The sequence below is a fragment of the Mucilaginibacter sp. OK098 genome, from assembly GCF_900142915.1.
GTDB lineage: Bacteria > Bacteroidota > Bacteroidia > Sphingobacteriales > Sphingobacteriaceae > Mucilaginibacter.
The window spans coordinates 273,813-290,587 of record NZ_FRCM01000008.1 but is presented as its reverse complement, the minus strand read 5'-3'; the positions used below and the strand labels follow the sequence as shown (position 1 = coordinate 290,587).

Sequence of the window (16,775 nt, the reverse complement as noted above, 5' to 3'; positions counted from 1 at the left end):
AATCAAAATATATTTAAAACTAATTAATCGCTATATCATAAGGCATACGTGCCTGTGGGGTGCGCATCAGTTGGGTAACTCCTTTTATTTGTTGGTAGTACTTGAAGTTTTCGCCCAGTTCCGCCTTCATAATGTGTGCCTTTATTTCAGCATTCATGCCGAGGCCAAACTTGTTTAAAAAACTTTTCTGCTCGGGATAGGCTACCAGGTTGTATTTTTTAATGTTTGCTTTCTTAGCAGCAGATGCAATGGCATCATTAATATTTCCTAAGCGATCAACCAATCCAATTTTTACGGCTTGTGTGCCTGTCCAAACCCGGCCCTGGCCAATGCTATTGACATATGCCTGTGTTTTGTTCCGGCCTGCAGCTACAGCTTTAGTAAATGAATCATAGCCCTGGTTCACCTGGTTTTGCAGAATAGCTTTTTCTTCAGGTGTTAAAGGCCGGGAAACATCGCCTAAATCGGCATATTTTCCGGTTTTTACGCCATCAAAAGTTATCCCCAACTTATCGTTAAAAAACTTTTGCATGTTAGGTAATACTGCAAAAATGCCTATAGAGCCGGTTATGGTATTAGGCTCGGCAATAATTGAGTCAGCAGCACATGCAATATAATAACCGCCTGATGCAGCGAGGTCGCCCATGGATACAATAATAGGTTTAACTTTTTTGGTGAGCATTACCTCGCGCCATATTACATCACTGGCAAGTGAGCTGCCACCGGGCGAATTGATCCTGAAAACAACGGCCTTTATCTTATTGTCCAGCCTTACTTTTCGCAATGCCTTTGAAATTCTTTCAGAGCCTATACTATTATCATCACCTTCACCACCAACAATATCGCCCGACGCATATACAATAGCTATTTTATTTTTTGAAGTTTCCTTTTTATTATCAGTTGAGGTTTCGCTTGAGCCATAATCGCTCAGTTCAACACTTTTTAAATCGTCTTTGGCATCAACACCCGTACGCTTTTTAAGCTCGTCTAAAATTTCATCCTTGTATTTTAAGCCATCAACCAGCTTGTATTTAAGTGCATCTTCTGGTAGGCGCACCTTTAGTCCATTGGCAATACTAAATAGTGAATCTTTATTGATCTTGCGGCTTTCGCTGATGCCGGTTAAGAAATGATCATATAACGAGCCCAGGTAGGAGTTAACCTGTAAGCGGTTTGCATCGCTCATTTTAGTTAAAAAGTAAGGTTCAACTGCGCTTTTATAAGTACCAACCTTTATTATTTGTGCTTCGATGCCCAATTTATCCAGGGCTCCCTTTAAAAAGGTGATCTGAGAGCTGAAGCCCTTAAAATCAAAAATGCCTTTTGGATTAATATATACCTTATCAGCAACCGATGCCAGGTAATAAAAGCCCTGTGTATAAATTTCTGAATAGGCAATGATGAATTTACCCGATTTTTTGAAGTCGATCAATGCATTGCGGATCTCTTCGGTAGTTGCCTCACCAGCAGATAAGATGCTTTCATCAAGAAAGATGCCCTTAATGTTTGAGTCGGTTTTTGCTTTTTTAATATTGGCCAATATGTCATTAAGACCAATAGATTTTTCCCCGTCAATGCCTAAAAAGCTCAGTCCTGACAATGGATTGTTAGGCGTGCGCTCAGTAATTGGATAATTCAATTTTAATTGAAGCACTGAATTAGCATCAACCACGATCGATTTGTCATTGCCCGCATCAACTATACCTGCAATAAATACGATAATAGCAATTATCACTACAACACTTGCTAAAATAAAACCCAGCATGCTGGCGAAGACAAATTTGAAAAATTGTTTCATTAAATGTTATAAATCTTTTATCTATGCAAACTTAGTAATTCAATGCACATAATGTTAAGAGCGTTGTCTATAATATTTGTTACAACATGAATAATGTTTTTTTACTACTTGGTAGTAATTTGGGCAACCGGCAGCACTTTATGCAAGAGGCTATTAAGCTTATTGAGCTGCGTATTGCGCCGGTTATAAAAGCCTCATCAATATATGAAACCCAATCATGGGGTAAAACAGATGCGCCTGATTATTTAAACCAGGTTGTAGTTATAGAAACAGATATTTCTGCCCGGGAGGTTCTCCGAAAAATATTGGCTATTGAGCTTATATTAGGAAGGAGACGTGAAGAAAAATGGGGCTCGCGCACCATAGATATTGATATATTATTTTACGGAGCGGAAATTATTAACGAAGAAGGATTACATGTTCCGCACCCTGAACTGCATAAAAGGAGGTTTACGTTGGAGCCTCTTGCCGAAATTGCGCCCGATTTAGTGCACCCTGCTATAAATAAATCAATTTTGCTCATCAAAAATGAACTTAAAGATAGCTTGATTGTGAAAAAATTATAAATTTGAAGAATATAAACCGCTATATGTCACATATTTTTCCCGAACATGACCTCGATCTTTCTTTTTTATTTGAGATTGCTGATGGCAGTGATGAGTTTATCGTAGAATCAATCGATATGTTTCTGCAGCAAACCCCTGAGTTATTACAAACTATTACTACTGCTATAGATAATAAAGACTGGGTACTTGCGGCTTCGGCAGCACATAAATTAAAGCCTAATCTTGGTTTTTTTGGGATGCCTATAAGCCAGGCAACTATACAGGAAGTTGAAATAATGGCCAAAGAAGGTGCCTCCGACGAGAAGTTACTGGTTTCGAAATTTAACGAGGTACGCAGTATTATTACGCCTAATTTAGACAGACTTGTAAAAATTAGGGCAGATAGGGCAGCGGGGTTGTAAATAGAGATTAGAGGCTGGAGATTAGAGATTAGTAAGAAAAAAGCTGTTGCGCTTACTTCTTCTATGCCTTGATAATTCCTTTTTTAGGTTTTAAAACTAATCTCTAATCTCTAACCTCTAATTAACTAATCTCTTTAAATAGCCTTTACACTAAAGCTATAGCTTTCCATAATTAAATTGGCCAACAAATTTTTGCAGGCGGTATCAACCTTAATATGTGCAATTTCTTCACTTTCAGCATCAATTTCTAAAGTAATATGCTTGCCGATGCGAACGTTTTGAATTTCTGCTAAACCCAGGTTTTTCATGCTCCCTGTTACTGCTTTACCCTGTGGGTCAAGTATTTCTTTTTTTGGCATTACGTCAATTTCAGCCTGGAATTTTTTCATTAGTATTTGTTTAAATAGGAGTATATCCTTAGCATTTAGCCTTCTTTTTGTGCCCTGCCCAGGATATCTTCATTTGAAAATTTGAATTGGATAAACGATAGAATGATATAAAATACTATAACTACCGGAACCGCTGCAAATTTAAAAAATAGTATCAGTATTGCCGAAAATAGTAATAATAAATAGCGGAAAATATTTTTGTTGAAATCGCGGTTTTTAAATTTTAACGACATCATTGGCACTTCTATCACTAATAATGAACACATTATAATTATCAGCACTGATAATACATATGGATTTTGAAGGGATGGGGTAAAGTACCTGTTATGATGATCGAGAATTAGCGGGAAAGAAGCGATAAGAATTGCATTTGCCGGTGTAGGCAACCCTATAAAATGTTCAGCCTGGCGGGTATCCACGTTAAATTTAGCAAGTCTTAACGCCGAAAATACGGGGATCAGGAATGCTATGAAATTTAAATATGGACTTATGTTATCAATCTGTCGGGCTTGTAGCAATATTTGGTACATTATTACGGCCGGCAATACGCCAAAGCTTACCATATCAGCCAGTGAATCAAGGTCTTTACCTATGCCTGAAAATGATTTAAGTACCCGTGATGCAAGCCCGTCAAAAAAGTCAAAAATAGCCGACAGAAAAATTGCATAAGAGGCAGCTATAAGTTCACCTTTAAATGCTAAAACTATACCTATGCAACCACTAAACAGGTTTGCACAGGTAATAGCATTTGGTAAGTGTTTTTTTACACGATTCTTCATTCCGCTATGAAGGTATCAAGATTTTATTAAATAAACAGGAAGTTATCTGTTAACTTTCTGCTAATATAACTTCATAAAAATTAATTTATTACGAATTCATAGAAATCAAAAACTCTTCGTTGGTTCTTGTGCCTTTAATCTGGCCCTGTAAAAATTCCATCGATTCTTGTGAGTTCATGTCTGCCAGGTGATTACGTAAAATCCAGATCCGTTGTAATGTTTCGCGGTCAAGCAGTAAATCATCACGGCGGGTACTTGAAGCAGTAATATCGATAGCAGGGAAGATGCGTTTGTTAGATAACTTACGATCCAATTGCAGCTCCATGTTACCGGTACCTTTAAACTCTTCAAAAATAACCTCGTCCATTTTCGATCCGGTTTCTGTTAATGCAGTAGCGATAATGGTTAATGAACCGCCATCCTCAATATTACGAGCCGCTCCAAAAAAGCGTTTAGGCTTGTGTAATGCATTTGCATCAACACCACCTGATAATATTTTACCTGATGCAGGAGCAACCGTATTATAAGCACGGGCAAGGCGTGTAATAGAGTCTAATAATATAACCACATCATGACCACATTCAACCATACGTTTTGCTTTTTCCAAAACAATGTTAGCAATTTTAACGTGGCGTTCAGCAGGCTCATCAAATGTTGATGATACAACTTCGGCGCGTACGCTCCGGGCCATGTCTGTTACTTCTTCCGGGCGTTCGTCAATCAGTAATATAATAAGGTAAACCTCCGGATGGTTTTTGGCAATAGCGTTGGCCACATCCTTTAACAGCATGGTTTTACCTGTTTTAGGTTGCGCCACAATTAAACCACGTTGTCCTTTACCAATTGGCGAAAACAAATCCATAATACGGGTAGAATAGTTACCGGCATCAGTAAACAGGCTTAATTTTTCTGAAGGAAATAACGGGGTCAAGTGATCAAAAGGAACACGGTCGCGTACTTCTGCAGGGATCCGGCCATTAATGGCTTCCACACGTACTAAAGGGAAATATTTTTCGCCTTCTTTCGGAGGCCTGATGCTTCCGCGTACAGTATCGCCTGTTTTAAGGCCAAATAGTTTTATCTGTGATTGTGATACGTAAATATCATCAGGCGATGTTAAATAGTTATAATCTGATGAACGCAAAAAACCATAACCATCGGGCATAATTTCAAGTACGCCTTCGTTTACAATAACGTTATCAAAATCAAGGTTTATAGCAGGTTCCTGGCTTTTTTGCTGGCTGGTTTGGTTGTTAACCCGGCGCTCAAATTTTTGAGGACGGCCTTCAGTTACCATCTCTTCGTTTTTTGCTTCGCCTTCGTTTTCTGCTGGTTGTTCGGCGCTTGTTTCTTCTGCTACGGGCTGCTCAGCATTTTCTGATTCATCAACAACGGCTTCGTCATCGGGCATATCAAAAAGGTTGGTATCATCCAACGGCACCTCAACGCGCGGTGTATTACTATTTTTTATAGTGCGGATTCTTTTTCGTGTTTTTTCGGCAGCTTCTGCTGCTGGTGCAGGTGCTTCAACTGCAGCGTAATTGCTGTTAACAGTATCCTGCTGTGCGCGGGCTGCTTCAATCAGCTGCTCCTGTTCCACAATTTTTGTGATAAGCGCAGCTTTTCTAAGTTCATCAGCTTCGGCAATACCTAAGTTTTTGGCAATTTCGCGTAACTCAGAAACGAGTTTGTCGTTCAATTCGTTTGTATCAAACATATTATGAATTATAGATCAAAGGGATTTTAATATTTTTTGTAGTCGTAATTATTTTCAATAGTACTAAGGAGTCGCGGTGTTTTTACTTGATTATAAGCTATGTACCGTTAGCTAACTGTAAATGTATTTTAGCAAATTCTATTTATATTTATATAAATGGAGATGTTTTAATATGAAATAAATTTATTATGCAACTTAGTTATGCAACATCTAAACCCATGTAAATAATTAATAAAATAACGTGGAGTTTTAAATTGTTTCTTTAGTGCAAGAAAAATTCAACGGAAAACACTGCAATTCTACTCAATTAATTTAAATTATCAAACTATTTAAAAAAATATCCTTCATTGGGCTAACACTTCAACTAAATTTTAGTTTTTTTGGGCATTCAAAAAAAAATAAAACACCGCACATGATATCCCGCCAGTACCTGATTAACCAGATCAAACAAAAAAAAACATTTTTATGCGTAGGGCTTGATACTGACGTTGAGAAGATCCCGGCGTTTTTAAAAGAATATCCCGACCCGATATTTGAGTTTAACAAAAGGATAATCGATGCAACTCATGATCTATGCGTATCATACAAACCTAATGCCGCGTTTTATGAAAAGCATGGCGTAAGCGGCTTACAAAGCCTGATAGCAACCTGGAAATACCTGCCAAAAGAATGTCTGAATATAATTGATGCCAAGCGCGGCGATATGGGCAATACGTCAGGCATGTATGCCAAAGCTTTTTTTGATGAATCGGCCGCGGGCATGAGCTTTGATGCGATAACTTTATCACCATATATGGGGCATGATGCTGTATCGCCATACCTTGAATATAAAGATAAATGGGTGATCATCCTGGCGCTTACCTCGTCAGCAGGCAGCAAGGATTTTCAATATTTAACAACGGAGCACGGCTTATTATACGAAGCCGTGATCCAAAAAGCCAATACCTGGGCTAATGCCGACCGGATAATGTACGTTGTGGGCGCCACTAAAAGCACCGAGTTTACCAACATCCGCAAATTTGCACCTGATAACTTTTTACTGGTACCGGGAGTAGGTGCGCAGGGCGGTAACCTTGCCGAGGTTTGCCACTATGGAATGAATAAAGATTGCGGATTGATAGTCAACGCATCGCGCTCCATAATTTATGCCTCAAATGGCGAAGACTTTGCCGAAGCCGCAAGAGCAGAAGCATTGAAAATTCAGCAGGAGATGCAGGTGGAGTTGGAGAAAGCGGGGGTGATTTGATATACAGTGTCTTGGCGGTGATTCGTATTCTTCAGATTAATCCGCTATCTTTCAAACGTTGGATAACAATATCTGCATCAACAGTATCGTATTCATTTTTTAAATATATTTCAGAAAGATATACAATTTCTTTTACCACAACAACGCAAGTAATAACTCGGGCACTACCGGATTTACCCTTATTGGTTCCGGAAATTGACATCCTGATCTTATATATATTTTGACCTAGATCTGTACCCTTCGTTGGATTCACTTCTAAGTCATCAATCAACTTAGCAAGATCAGATTTAATTCCTTTATGTTTTTTGGATATCCTTTTGAATTCTTTGTCGAAATCCAGAGTAGTTTTAACCCTATAGATCATTGAGCAATACTCTTGCGTCAGGCAATTCGATTTTGCCTTCCTGATGTAATTTAATTTGCTCCAGAGATCGCTTCATGTTGTTATAAACTCGTTGTTCGGCTTTATTTAGTGGACGCTGCACATCAACAGGAGTAGGTTCTACATTGTAACTTAAGCCTAAAGCATCTAAAACAGCTTTAACTGCCTTTTCAGATTTCTTGTTATCGATATTCACTGTAAGCGTAGTCATAATATCAAAGTTACAAACATTCTTTTAATATTTAATTTGAAAATATATTTCTCTCACCCCGCAAACACCATCTTCCTATCTGGGTATCTTATTGCATAACTATCCACCATATTCCTGATATAATCATTCCCCGGGTAGGGTGTAAGGTGGTTTTTTAGCTGATCAAGTGTATCCGCATTAAAATAATGAGAAATATAACCCATTCCGTAAAACTTGCCTTTTTCAATTAAAAGGCAGCTGTGCTCATCATCGGTTCGCCCGGCATCGCGGATTGCAAATGTAGGCAGCGCTTTGTTTAACTCATTAATAGCTAAACTTACTCTTTGGTTGTAATCTGTTACAAATTCATGGCCTTCACAGGCACAATTACCGGTATTTGGGCCGCTGCATTCCGAATTGTTATTTTGGATAAAGCACAATTTGGGGCAAAGCCCGAAGGCATCGATCAACTTCATTAATATGCTGCGACCCTCAAACAGGGTATTGCAGCTGTAAATGGCGCCCGTCATTTTACGGTGTTTATCTATGGCTAAACGCATGTAGCCGCGCTGGTCTTCAAAAGCATATAAGCTATAGGCATGTTCAAACCGTTTTAACGAACGATTATATTTTGGCCATAAACGTTTTATTTCTACGGCTTCCATTACAAAGGCAACCAGTTCGGTACCGCACTGCTGGAAAGTTATATTGAAAATATTACGTAAAAACTCCTGTCGCTGCGGGCCAGGGTTATTACCTGTAAAATGACTGCAAACTCTTTTTTTTAGATTTTTTGCCTTGCCAACATAAATAACTTTTCCTTTCTGATCATGAAAGTAATATACGCCGGGCGATTGTGGCAGGGCTTCTACATCCTGCTTTGGTAAATTGGCAGGAAGCCGCTGTTCTTTTGAGGTTTGCTTTAATGCCTGCGGAATATGGTTGCTTTTATCGCTTTGCAATAGCAAAGAGAATAATTGCGCTGTAGCCTCGGCATCACCGGCCGCGCGGTGCCTGCTTTCATTCTCAATACCTAAATGGCGGCATAGCTTACCAAGGCTGTAGGAGGGAAGGCCAGGTATTATTTTACGGCCAAGCCTTACAGTGCATAATTTATTGCATTGAAGGTCATAACCTGCTGCAGCTAAGTGATAGCGTACAAAGGAATGATCGAAATTTACATTATGCGCTACAAAGATCTTATTGTTAAGCAGGTGATAAACATCATGTGCTACGTCTTCAAATGGCGGGGCATTCTCCACCATTTCATTGGTTATGCCGGTTAATGCACTTATATAAATAGGAATATCCCTGCGCGGATTAACCAAAGTTGAATAACGTTCAATAACTTTTTTACCGTTATGTATGCAAATAGCTATCTCGGTAATACCATTTGCACTGGCATGCCCACCCGTAGTTTCAATATCAACAATTGCATACATGGATGTAAATGTAATAAGTTTTTGCTAATAAATTTAGTTAAATTTATTGTTAATAGTTAATGGTTCATGGTAAAAAGGGTAAAACCGTTATATAGATAACACGAAAAAGGCCGAAATCTTATGTCATGATTCCGGCCTTTTTATGAAAATATTTTGGCTATGATCTATGAACCATCAACCATGAACTAATTTACTTCTTCTTTGTAGGAGCAATGGTGGCCTGTTGTTTTTGGCGCATCATTTCTTCCATCCGGGCCTGGAAGCCGCCGGTTTTCTTTTTAGGATCAACCGGTTTATTTTTATTTTCCTGGATCTGTGCATGGATCTTTTTATCATCAACCATTAAACGAATAATGTATTGCTGTAAGAAGGTCATCATGTTGGCCAAAAAGTAATAATAATTTAAACCTGCCGGGTAGCTGTTCAAAAAGCCAATGAACATAATAGGAGTGATGTAGCCAATATATTTCATTTGCCCTGTAGCACCCGAGATCTGGTTATTAAAATAAGTATAGATAAGAGTTGATATAGTCATCAACAAACACATCAGGCTTATGTGGTTACCAATAAATGGAATATTAGCATGAAATGTGATCATTGAATCGTACGTCGACAAATCATGCATCCATAAAAAGCTTTGTCCGCGCAATTCAAATAAGCTTGGGAAAAAGCGGAAAAAGGCAATTACAATAGGCATCTGGATCAGCAATGGCAAGCATCCGCCTAATGGATTTACACCGGCTTTTTTGTAAAGTTTTAAATATTCCTGCTGTAATAGTGTAGGATTATCCTCGCCAACTTTTGCTTTAATTTCATCCATCTCGGGCTTTAAAACCCGCATTTTGGCCATTGAAAGGTATGATTTGTAAGTAAGCGGTGATAAAACCAGCTTAAGTACGATGGTTAAGGCTAATATGATTAAGCCATAGTTCCAGTTAAACTTTTTCAGCACGTTAAATACCGGTAATACTGCAAAACGGTTAATGTATTTTAACGGACCCCAGCCAAGGTCAATTTGTTTTTCCAAACCATATCCCTGGTCTTTTAAAGTTGAAAACCGGTTAGGGCCAAAATAAAATTCTACAGGGAACGTTCCATCAGCACTTTTAGCCAGCACAAGGTTGGCACTCATTTGCTTAACGTTAGTTGTATCCGTAACATCAGTGTTTACAGCCAGGTTTGATTTATTAAAGCCTTGTTTAGCAATCAATCCGCTTGAGAAAAAATGCGCCTTGAATGATACCCACTGGATCTTTTTATCGCTGATCTCTTTCTGATCATCTTTTGTTTCGCTCAGGTTATCATTTTCGTTATCGGTATTGTTATAGGATACAGTTGAATACCTGCGTTCCTGCTCAATATCTTTTTCCTGTTTGCGGGCGCCTGATGCCCAGTTAATATTAATTGTATTGCTGTTAGCAATTACCTGGTCTAACCCGGTTGATTTTACTGTTAAACCAAGTTTATAGCCTGTGCCTTTTAGCGAGTATACGTAATCAATATATTGCGTAGGGCTATAGCTTAAACGCATGGTAACACTACCAGAGTCTTTTTCAGCAACCTGCAGATCGCCGGTAGTTGGTGTAAAATAAAGCTTATCAGTATTTATGCTGCTATTGCCTGCGCTAAAGGTTAAACCGAAGTGATTTTTTGGACCATCGAATAAAACGAGTGGTTTTTTGTCGAAGGTTTTAAACTCTTTTAATTCAACCGAATATACTTTGCCGCCTTGTGTGCTAAGTTTTACGCGGATGTCTTTATTTTCGAGCGTAACAAATTTTTCGCTGCCAATTGTTGTTGCGCCAAAAGGGCTTTTTAAAAGTGCGGAATCAACCGTTTTATTTACTGCTGCTACTTTTGCTTTTGATGTATCAACATATTTTGCAGTAGTAATTGCAGGTGATTTGATCTGGCCTTTTTTAACAGAATCAGCATGTGCCTGGATTCTTTCTTTTTTAAGGTCAGCTTCTGATGGCTTCATAAAGAAAAATGAAGCACCCATTATGATCATGATCAGGAATAATCCTGTAAACGTATTTTTATCCATTTCTAAGTATCGTACAAATATCTATTGCTTACGTGCATACGCCATTGAAGCGGCGACAAAGTTAATAAAAAGTGGGTGCGGATTTGCAACTGTTGATTTTAATTCGGGATGAAATTGCGCGCCAACAAAAAACGGGTGATTTTTAAGCTCAACTATTTCAACCAGGTCGTTTTCAGGGTTAAAGCCAGATGGTGCTAAACCGGCATTTTCATAATCCTTTAAATACTCATTATTAAACTCATAACGATGCCTGTGGCGCTCGCTGATACGTGTTTTACCATAAAACTTCTCGGCTTTGCTGCCTTTTTTCAAATCGCAGGCATAAGCTCCAAGGCGCATGGTACCCCCTTTATTAACAACTTTCTTTTGCTCCTCCATCATATTTATTACAGGGTATGGAGTTTCAGGATTCATTTCAGTACTGCTGGCATCTTTTAACCCTAAAACATTACGGCCAAATTCAACAACGGCACATTGCATGCCAAGACAAATCCCGAAAAACGGAATATTATTTTCACGTACGTAACGGATAGCCTCAATCTTGCCTTCAAAACCACGCTCTCCAAAACCAGGGGCAACCAATACACCGTGTAACCCTTTTAGCTTATCAACGGCATTCCCGGGTGTTAATTGTTCTGATGGGATGTATTCAACTTTTACCTTGCATTCATTTTTAGCACCTGCATGGATAAACGACTCAACTATAGATTTATAAGCATCAGGCAATTCAACATATTTACCCACCAAACCTATTTTTACCTCTGATGTCGGGTTTTTTAAACGGCCTAAAAAATCTTTCCAGTTTACCAGTTCCGGTTCAATTTTATGAGGTAGCTTTAATTTGGTAAGCACAGTTTTGTCAAGCTGTTCTTTAAGCATCAGCAATGGCACATCATAAATTGATGGGGCATCAATTGATTCTATTACAGCGTTTATATTAACATTACAGAATAATGCTATTTTTTTGCGGATGTCGGTATTTAAATGATGTTCGGTACGGCAAACCAATATATCAGGCTGGATTCCGTATTCAAGCAACATTTTTACAGAGTGCTGGGTAGGTTTGGTCTTCAACTCGCCTGCGGCAGCAAGAAAAGGGATTAGCGTTAAATGGATCACCAGTGAATTACCTGAACCAACTTCCCACCTGAACTGGCGTACAGCCTCAATGTATGGTAATGATTCAATATCACCAACAGTACCGCCTAATTCAGTTATTACGATATCATAATCGCCGCTTTCGCCCAGGATGCGGAAGTTTCTTTTTATTTCGTCGGTAATGTGTGGTACAACCTGTACGGTTTTACCCAAAAATTTACCTTCGCGTTCCATATTTATTACGTTTTGATAAATACGGCCTGTAGTAATGTTGTTAGCTTTTGATGTTGGGGTATTTAAAAAACGCTCATAATGACCAAGGTCAAGATCAGTTTCGGCTCCGTCTTCCGTAACATAGCATTCCCCGTGTTCATAAGGGTTTAATGTTCCGGGGTCGATATTAATATAAGGGTCAAATTTTTGAATAGTTACACGGTAACCGCGTGATTGAAGAAGTTTGGCTAAAGAAGCAGAGATAATTCCTTTCCCCAACGATGAGGTAACGCCACCCGTAACAAAGATATATTTAGTCATGATTTGTGTGTGTTTGGCCCGGATTTTGGGCCGGAACAAATTGTTTGTGTACGGGATACAAAAGTAAGAAAATTATTGGGGATAGTGGATGAAGTTGTAGAATTGATTTGAAAATTTTATGATTTGGAAATTTGAAAGTGGAAATCAAATGCTTGCAAAACGAATTTTCAAATCATCAAATCAACTCATCTTCAAATTAGCCAAATCCTCAGGCGTATCAATCGCATAAGTTTCCAGTTCAGTTTCCGCCACTTTAATGCGGTAGCCATTTTCAATCCAGCGCAATTGTTCAAGGCTTTCGGCTTTTTCGAGGGATGATACCGGGAGCTTAGTTACCTCCTGCAAAACATCAGCACGATAACCGTAGATCCCAATATGTTTAAAGTAGGTGAAATGGCTTAGCCAGTTTTGCTGCTCCTGTCCGCGGATGTGGGGGAGCGGTGAGCGGGAAAAGTAAACAGCCTCGGATAGTTTATTGATAACCACCTTTGGCGAATTTACATTAAACAACTCCTGCTCATTCTGGATCTTCTTAACCAAAGTAGCAAGCTGTGTATCGGCATTGTTAAAACAGGAAGCTACTTTGCTGATCTGTTCCGGGTCGATATAAGGTTCATCACCCTGAATATTGATGATTACATTATATTGCGGGTGCTGCAGGGCTACTTCGGCACAGCGGTCGGTACCGCTTTGATGATCGGCGGAGGTCATTATGGCTACGCCGCCAAAGCTTAATACATGGTCATAAATGCGGGTGTCGTCAGTAGCAACAATAACTTCTGTTAAATGAATACATTTTTTAGCCTGCTCATAAACCCTCTGAATCATGCTTTTACCGGCAATATCCACTAATGGCTTGCCCGGAAAACGGGTTGAAGCGAAGCGGGCGGGGATGATGCCAAGGATTTTCATTTGTTTTTAAGATGAATTGTTTTAAAAGCCAATAATGCTAATTTTTGATTTTCTGCTGACAGATTAGATCCACTCATTTGAAAATTCAAACTCGATGATCTGCTATGAATATAAATACCAGTCATGCCTTTTCCCGGAGTTTTTGACCAAATAGTTTTTGTAACATACATTTTATCACTGTCTACCTGGATGTTGTTCTCTTTGATGAAAGCTGGAATTTCAATAGGTAGATACACGGTCTTTCCCTTATAAGTTAGATCAGCAATGTAATTAGCTTTTGGGAATTTAGTTTTTTGTAACTGATCCGGAAGATGAACTTTTGTTTCAGTTCCCCAATAAGGAAAAGTGAGACGATGATCCCACCACCCGCGACTATCCAGGTACTCTTTTTCTGTTTTTAGCAAATGATTAGCATAGCCCATTCCACTATAATCAAAGGATAATTGTAATTGCGGTCCAGTGATTTGTCCAACAAATGAATCTTCCTGTTCTCCGGGATCTTCATATTTCCAATTTTGTGGAACAGAAATTTTAAACGGCCCTAAATTCAGTTGCTGCCAGTTATTTTGTTGTTTGAAGATAGCCGGTGCTGATTCACATTCGATCAGAAGGAAGAGAGTTACTAAGACGAGATGATATTTTTTCATAATTGAATTAATAATCCCGATTCTCAAATCTAAAACAACCCGTTCAACTCCCTCTCCACCAATTGAACAATAGTTGCTAAATCTTCGGTATTGTTGGCGAAATCAATGTTGTCTTTATCAATTATAAGTAGTTTGCCCAGTTTGTAACCCTTTATCCATTTATCATACTTGTCGTTCAATTTTGATAAATAATCAAGACGGATACCTGATTCATACTCCCGGCCACGGCGCTGGATGTTGTTAACCAGGGTAGGTACGGATGCTTTCAGATAAATAAGCAGATCGGGTGGCTTTATAAACTCAGTAATGTTATCAAATATAGCCGCATAATTTTCATAATCGCGGGTGGTCATCAAACCCATATCATGCAGGTTTTCTGCAAAAATATAAGCATCTTCATAAATGGTACGATCCTGGATAATATTATGATCGTTTTTCTGAATATCAATGATCTGGCGGTAACGGGTATTTAAAAAGTAGATCTGCAGATTAAAGCTCCAGCGTTTCATGTCGCTGTAAAAATCTTCCAGGTATGGGTTGTTATCAGCCGCTTCATACAACGGATCCCAGCCGTAATTTTTTGCCAGTAATTCGGTAAGGGTAGTTTTACCGGCGCCTATGTTTCCTACAATAGCAATGTGCATGTTAGTTCATGGTTAATGGTTCATAGTTCATAGCAGAAAGCTCGTGGTTAACAGATGATAGTTAATGGTTTTAAGCTCAATTTTAATATGCATTTGCTATTTGTGCTGAAATGAAACTCCGACTAATATACAGCATGCACCATGAACTATCAACAATGAATTGCTTTTTTTCTAGCCATGAACTATGAACCATTAACTATCAGCCAACTCAAAAGTTCTTAAAGCCTATGATTTCTCTTACTTCCTTAATGGTTTTTGATGCGCTTTCACGTGCTTTTATAGCTCCATGGCGCGCAACCTGGCGCAGGTATGATGCATCCTGTGATATATCATTGATCTTCTCGCGGATAGGGGCTGTGGCAATAATTATATCTTCGGCAAGCTGTTTTTTAAGGTCGCCATAGCGGATCTGACAGGTATTATAGAGGTTATCAAAATGCTCATAAGTATCGGCAGACGAAACAACTTTTATAATATCGAACAGGTTTTGGATCTCTACAGGTTTTTCCTGGTTATCAGCTGTGGGGCCGCCGTCAGTAACTGCCCGCATAACTTTTTTGCGAATAATTTCCGGCGAATCTGAAAGGTAAACCGCATTTCCTTCACCTTCTGACTTACCCATTTTTCCTTTACCGTCAAGTCCCGGGATTTTTACCAGGTTATCACTAAAGTTGAAAGCATAAGGCTCGGGGAAATAATCTTTATTATAAAGCCTGTTAAAACGGTTAGCAAACGTACGTGACATTTCCAGGTGTTGTTCCTGGTCTTTACCAACAGGTACTTTTGTTGCCTTGTGGAGAATAATATCGGCAGCCATTAACACCGGGTAAGTCAATAATCCGGCGTTTACATTATCGGGATTAGCACGTACCTTATCCTTAAATGATGTTGCGCGTTCCAGTTCGCCCAAATAGGCGTTCATGTTTAAATAAAGATATAATTCAGAGGTTTCCGGTACATCAGATTGGATATAAATGGTAGCTCTTTCAGGATCAATACCTGCGGCTAAATATTCAACCAGCACCTGCTTTACATTCCCATGCAGATCGGCAGGGGTGGGGTGCGTAGTTAACGAATGCAAATCGGCAATAAAAAAATAGCAGTTATATTCATGCTGCATTTTTACAAAATTTTGTATTGCCCCGTAATAATTTCCTAAGTGTAAGTTCCCGGTTGAACGAATACCACTAACAACAGTTTCCATGGCGCGAAAGTAAGTAATTTTTATATTTTTGATGGCGATGAAATTGATCATAAAGAAAGTACACGTATATATTTATGTGTTAAGTGTAGCTTTATCTTACTTTTTATTCTGGCCTTTATTCTATTATTTTTCTCGTAAATCAAGCCGTTACCGAAATATGAACCGTTTCAGGCGCATCTGGGCAATTTTCAGTTCGGCGCTTGCCGGCTTTTTTTATCGTTTTGATTATGAACAACCTATAGATTGGAGCAAAACCTATATTGTTTGCCCCAATCATACTTCAAACCTTGATATTTCGGCAATGTGCGTACTGGTAAACAGTAATTGCAGTTTCATGGGCAAGGAAGAATTAAAGGATGGACTGGTAACCGGGTTGTTTTTTCGTTCGGTTGATATCCCGGTTAACCGGGATAGTAAAATGTCATCATTCAGAGCTTTTAAAAAAGCTGCTGAAAAACTTCAGGAAGGCATTACACTTATTATTTTTCCCGAAGGGAAAATAAGTGATGATTACCCGCCGACCCTGCATGAGTTTAAAAACGGCCCGTTTAAGCTGGCCATTGATCATAAAATTCCTATTATCCCGGTATCTTCTTCAAACACCTGGAAAAAATTTTGGGACGATGGAACAAAATATGGCACACGCCCCGGCATATGTAAGTTTCATGTTCATAAACCTATCGAAACAGCACATCTGACTGAAGATGATGTGGATAAATTAAAAGACGAAATCTATGATATCATTTATAAGCGCATTAGCCGGGTTTAAAAACTAATCT

General features: G+C 38.8%; 17 protein-coding genes. 4 read left to right on the top strand and 13 right to left on the bottom strand.

Annotation, left to right across the window (positions count from 1 at the left end; translation table 11 throughout):
• Window positions 1–19 precede the first annotated feature (19 nt).
• Entirely contained in the window at window positions 20–1,798 is a 1,779-nt protein-coding gene (gene sppA, locus BUE31_RS25580) for a signal peptide peptidase SppA (RefSeq protein ID WP_073406706.1), read from the bottom strand.
• 86 nt (window positions 1,799–1,884) lie between these two features.
• On the opposite strand from sppA, the gene folK reads away from it, so the two are divergent.
• Window positions 1,885–2,364 carry a 2-amino-4-hydroxy-6-hydroxymethyldihydropteridine diphosphokinase gene (folK, locus tag BUE31_RS25575; protein WP_073406705.1) on the top strand — a complete coding sequence of 160 codons (480 nt, stop codon included), beginning with the start codon at window positions 1,885–1,887 and terminating at the stop codon, window positions 2,362–2,364.
• A 23-nt stretch (window positions 2,365–2,387) separates the two neighbouring features.
• Window positions 2,388–2,765, top strand: coding sequence for an Hpt domain-containing protein (locus tag BUE31_RS25570; RefSeq protein ID WP_073406704.1), 378 nt, complete (start codon window positions 2,388–2,390; stop codon window positions 2,763–2,765).
• Window positions 2,766–2,899: 134 nt separating this feature from the next.
• Here the strand turns inward: BUE31_RS25570 and purS are convergent, their stop codons facing one another.
• The 3 genes from purS to rho all read right to left on the bottom strand — a co-directional run bounded on the left by purS (window position 2,900) and on the right by rho (window position 5,650).
• Window positions 2,900–3,154: a phosphoribosylformylglycinamidine synthase subunit PurS gene (gene purS / locus BUE31_RS25565; protein WP_073406703.1), complete on the bottom strand. Its 255-nt coding sequence runs from the start codon at window positions 3,152–3,154 to the stop codon at window positions 2,900–2,902.
• 35 nt (window positions 3,155–3,189) lie between these two features.
• Window positions 3,190–3,933, bottom strand: a complete 744-nt coding sequence (gene pssA / locus BUE31_RS25560; protein ID WP_073406702.1) for a CDP-diacylglycerol--serine O-phosphatidyltransferase — start codon at window positions 3,931–3,933, stop codon at window positions 3,190–3,192.
• An 88-nt stretch (window positions 3,934–4,021) separates the two neighbouring features.
• The gene (gene rho / locus BUE31_RS25555) at window positions 4,022–5,650 is read right to left on the bottom strand and encodes a transcription termination factor Rho (protein WP_073406701.1); all 1,629 of its coding nucleotides are present in this window, start codon (window positions 5,648–5,650) and stop codon (window positions 4,022–4,024) included.
• Between the two features lie 415 nt (window positions 5,651–6,065).
• Between rho and pyrF the strand changes: the two genes are divergently transcribed.
• Complete coding sequence (gene pyrF, locus BUE31_RS25550; protein WP_073406780.1) at window positions 6,066–6,896, top strand: orotidine-5'-phosphate decarboxylase; 831 nt, start codon at window positions 6,066–6,068, stop codon at window positions 6,894–6,896.
• A gap of 31 nt (window positions 6,897–6,927) precedes the next feature.
• Here the strand turns inward: pyrF and BUE31_RS25545 are convergent, their stop codons facing one another.
• The 9 genes from BUE31_RS25545 to trpS form a co-directional block, all read right to left on the bottom strand.
• Window positions 6,928–7,260, bottom strand: a complete 333-nt coding sequence (locus BUE31_RS25545) for a type II toxin-antitoxin system RelE/ParE family toxin (RefSeq protein WP_073406700.1) — start codon at window positions 7,258–7,260, stop codon at window positions 6,928–6,930.
• Window positions 7,250–7,489 carry a hypothetical protein gene (locus tag BUE31_RS25540; RefSeq protein WP_073406699.1) on the bottom strand — a complete coding sequence of 80 codons (240 nt, stop codon included), beginning with the start codon at window positions 7,487–7,489 and terminating at the stop codon, window positions 7,250–7,252. Before BUE31_RS25540 ends, BUE31_RS25545 begins: the two co-directional genes overlap by 11 nt.
• Window positions 7,490–7,542: 53 nt before the next feature.
• Entirely contained in the window at window positions 7,543–8,910 is a 1,368-nt protein-coding gene (locus BUE31_RS25535; protein ID WP_073406698.1) for an exonuclease domain-containing protein, read from the bottom strand.
• 190 nt (window positions 8,911–9,100) lie between these two features.
• Window positions 9,101–10,957 (bottom strand): membrane protein insertase YidC, encoded by a 1,857-nt coding sequence (gene yidC, locus BUE31_RS25530; protein ID WP_073406697.1) that lies wholly within the window; start codon window positions 10,955–10,957, stop codon window positions 9,101–9,103.
• 21 nt (window positions 10,958–10,978) lie between these two features.
• On the bottom strand, window positions 10,979–12,589 hold the full coding sequence (locus BUE31_RS25525) for a CTP synthase (RefSeq protein ID WP_073406696.1): 1,611 nt from the start codon (window positions 12,587–12,589) through the stop codon (window positions 10,979–10,981).
• Window positions 12,590–12,769: 180 nt separating this feature from the next.
• On the bottom strand, window positions 12,770–13,501 hold the full coding sequence (gene kdsB / locus BUE31_RS25520) for a 3-deoxy-manno-octulosonate cytidylyltransferase (protein ID WP_073406695.1): 732 nt from the start codon (window positions 13,499–13,501) through the stop codon (window positions 12,770–12,772).
• A complete protein-coding gene (locus BUE31_RS25515; RefSeq protein ID WP_073406694.1) occupies window positions 13,498–14,148 on the bottom strand; it encodes a hypothetical protein in 651 nt (216 codons plus the stop codon). Before BUE31_RS25515 ends, kdsB begins: the two co-directional genes overlap by 4 nt.
• A 29-nt stretch (window positions 14,149–14,177) precedes the next feature.
• The gene (locus BUE31_RS25510) at window positions 14,178–14,792 is read right to left on the bottom strand and encodes a deoxynucleoside kinase (RefSeq protein WP_073406693.1); all 615 of its coding nucleotides are present in this window, start codon (window positions 14,790–14,792) and stop codon (window positions 14,178–14,180) included.
• A 208-nt stretch (window positions 14,793–15,000) separates the two neighbouring features.
• Complete coding sequence (gene trpS, locus BUE31_RS25505; RefSeq protein ID WP_073406692.1) at window positions 15,001–15,996, bottom strand: tryptophan--tRNA ligase; 996 nt, start codon at window positions 15,994–15,996, stop codon at window positions 15,001–15,003.
• 37 nt (window positions 15,997–16,033) lie between these two features.
• Between trpS and BUE31_RS25500 the strand changes: the two genes are divergently transcribed.
• Complete coding sequence (locus tag BUE31_RS25500; protein ID WP_073406691.1) at window positions 16,034–16,765, top strand: lysophospholipid acyltransferase family protein; 732 nt, start codon at window positions 16,034–16,036, stop codon at window positions 16,763–16,765.
• Window positions 16,766–16,775 lie beyond the last annotated feature (10 nt).

Coding starts and splice junctions, on each gene's coding strand:
- BUE31_RS25525 (WP_073406696.1), bottom strand. CDS start 12,589: ATGACTAAATATATCTTTGTTACGGGTGGCGTTACCTCATCGTTGGGG.
- BUE31_RS25545 (WP_073406700.1), bottom strand. CDS start 7,260: ATGATCTATAGGGTTAAAACTACTCTGGATTTCGACAAAGAATTCAAA.
- trpS (WP_073406692.1), bottom strand. CDS start 15,996: ATGGAAACTGTTGTTAGTGGTATTCGTTCAACCGGGAACTTACACTTA.
- BUE31_RS25515 (WP_073406694.1), bottom strand. CDS start 14,148: ATGAAAAAATATCATCTCGTCTTAGTAACTCTCTTCCTTCTGATCGAA.
- BUE31_RS25540 (WP_073406699.1), bottom strand. CDS start 7,489: ATGACTACGCTTACAGTGAATATCGATAACAAGAAATCTGAAAAGGCA.
- folK (WP_073406705.1), top strand. CDS start 1,885: ATGAATAATGTTTTTTTACTACTTGGTAGTAATTTGGGCAACCGGCAG.
- sppA (WP_073406706.1), bottom strand. CDS start 1,798: ATGAAACAATTTTTCAAATTTGTCTTCGCCAGCATGCTGGGTTTTATT.
- rho (WP_073406701.1), bottom strand. CDS start 5,650: ATGTTTGATACAAACGAATTGAACGACAAACTCGTTTCTGAGTTACGC.
- purS (WP_073406703.1), bottom strand. CDS start 3,154: ATGAAAAAATTCCAGGCTGAAATTGACGTAATGCCAAAAAAAGAAATA.
- pssA (WP_073406702.1), bottom strand. CDS start 3,933: ATGAAGAATCGTGTAAAAAAACACTTACCAAATGCTATTACCTGTGCA.
- yidC (WP_073406697.1), bottom strand. CDS start 10,957: ATGGATAAAAATACGTTTACAGGATTATTCCTGATCATGATCATAATG.
- BUE31_RS25500 (WP_073406691.1), top strand. CDS start 16,034: ATGAAATTGATCATAAAGAAAGTACACGTATATATTTATGTGTTAAGT.
- BUE31_RS25510 (WP_073406693.1), bottom strand. CDS start 14,792: ATGCACATTGCTATTGTAGGAAACATAGGCGCCGGTAAAACTACCCTT.
- BUE31_RS25535 (WP_073406698.1), bottom strand. CDS start 8,910: ATGTATGCAATTGTTGATATTGAAACTACGGGTGGGCATGCCAGTGCA.
- BUE31_RS25570 (WP_073406704.1), top strand. CDS start 2,388: ATGTCACATATTTTTCCCGAACATGACCTCGATCTTTCTTTTTTATTT.
- kdsB (WP_073406695.1), bottom strand. CDS start 13,501: ATGAAAATCCTTGGCATCATCCCCGCCCGCTTCGCTTCAACCCGTTTT.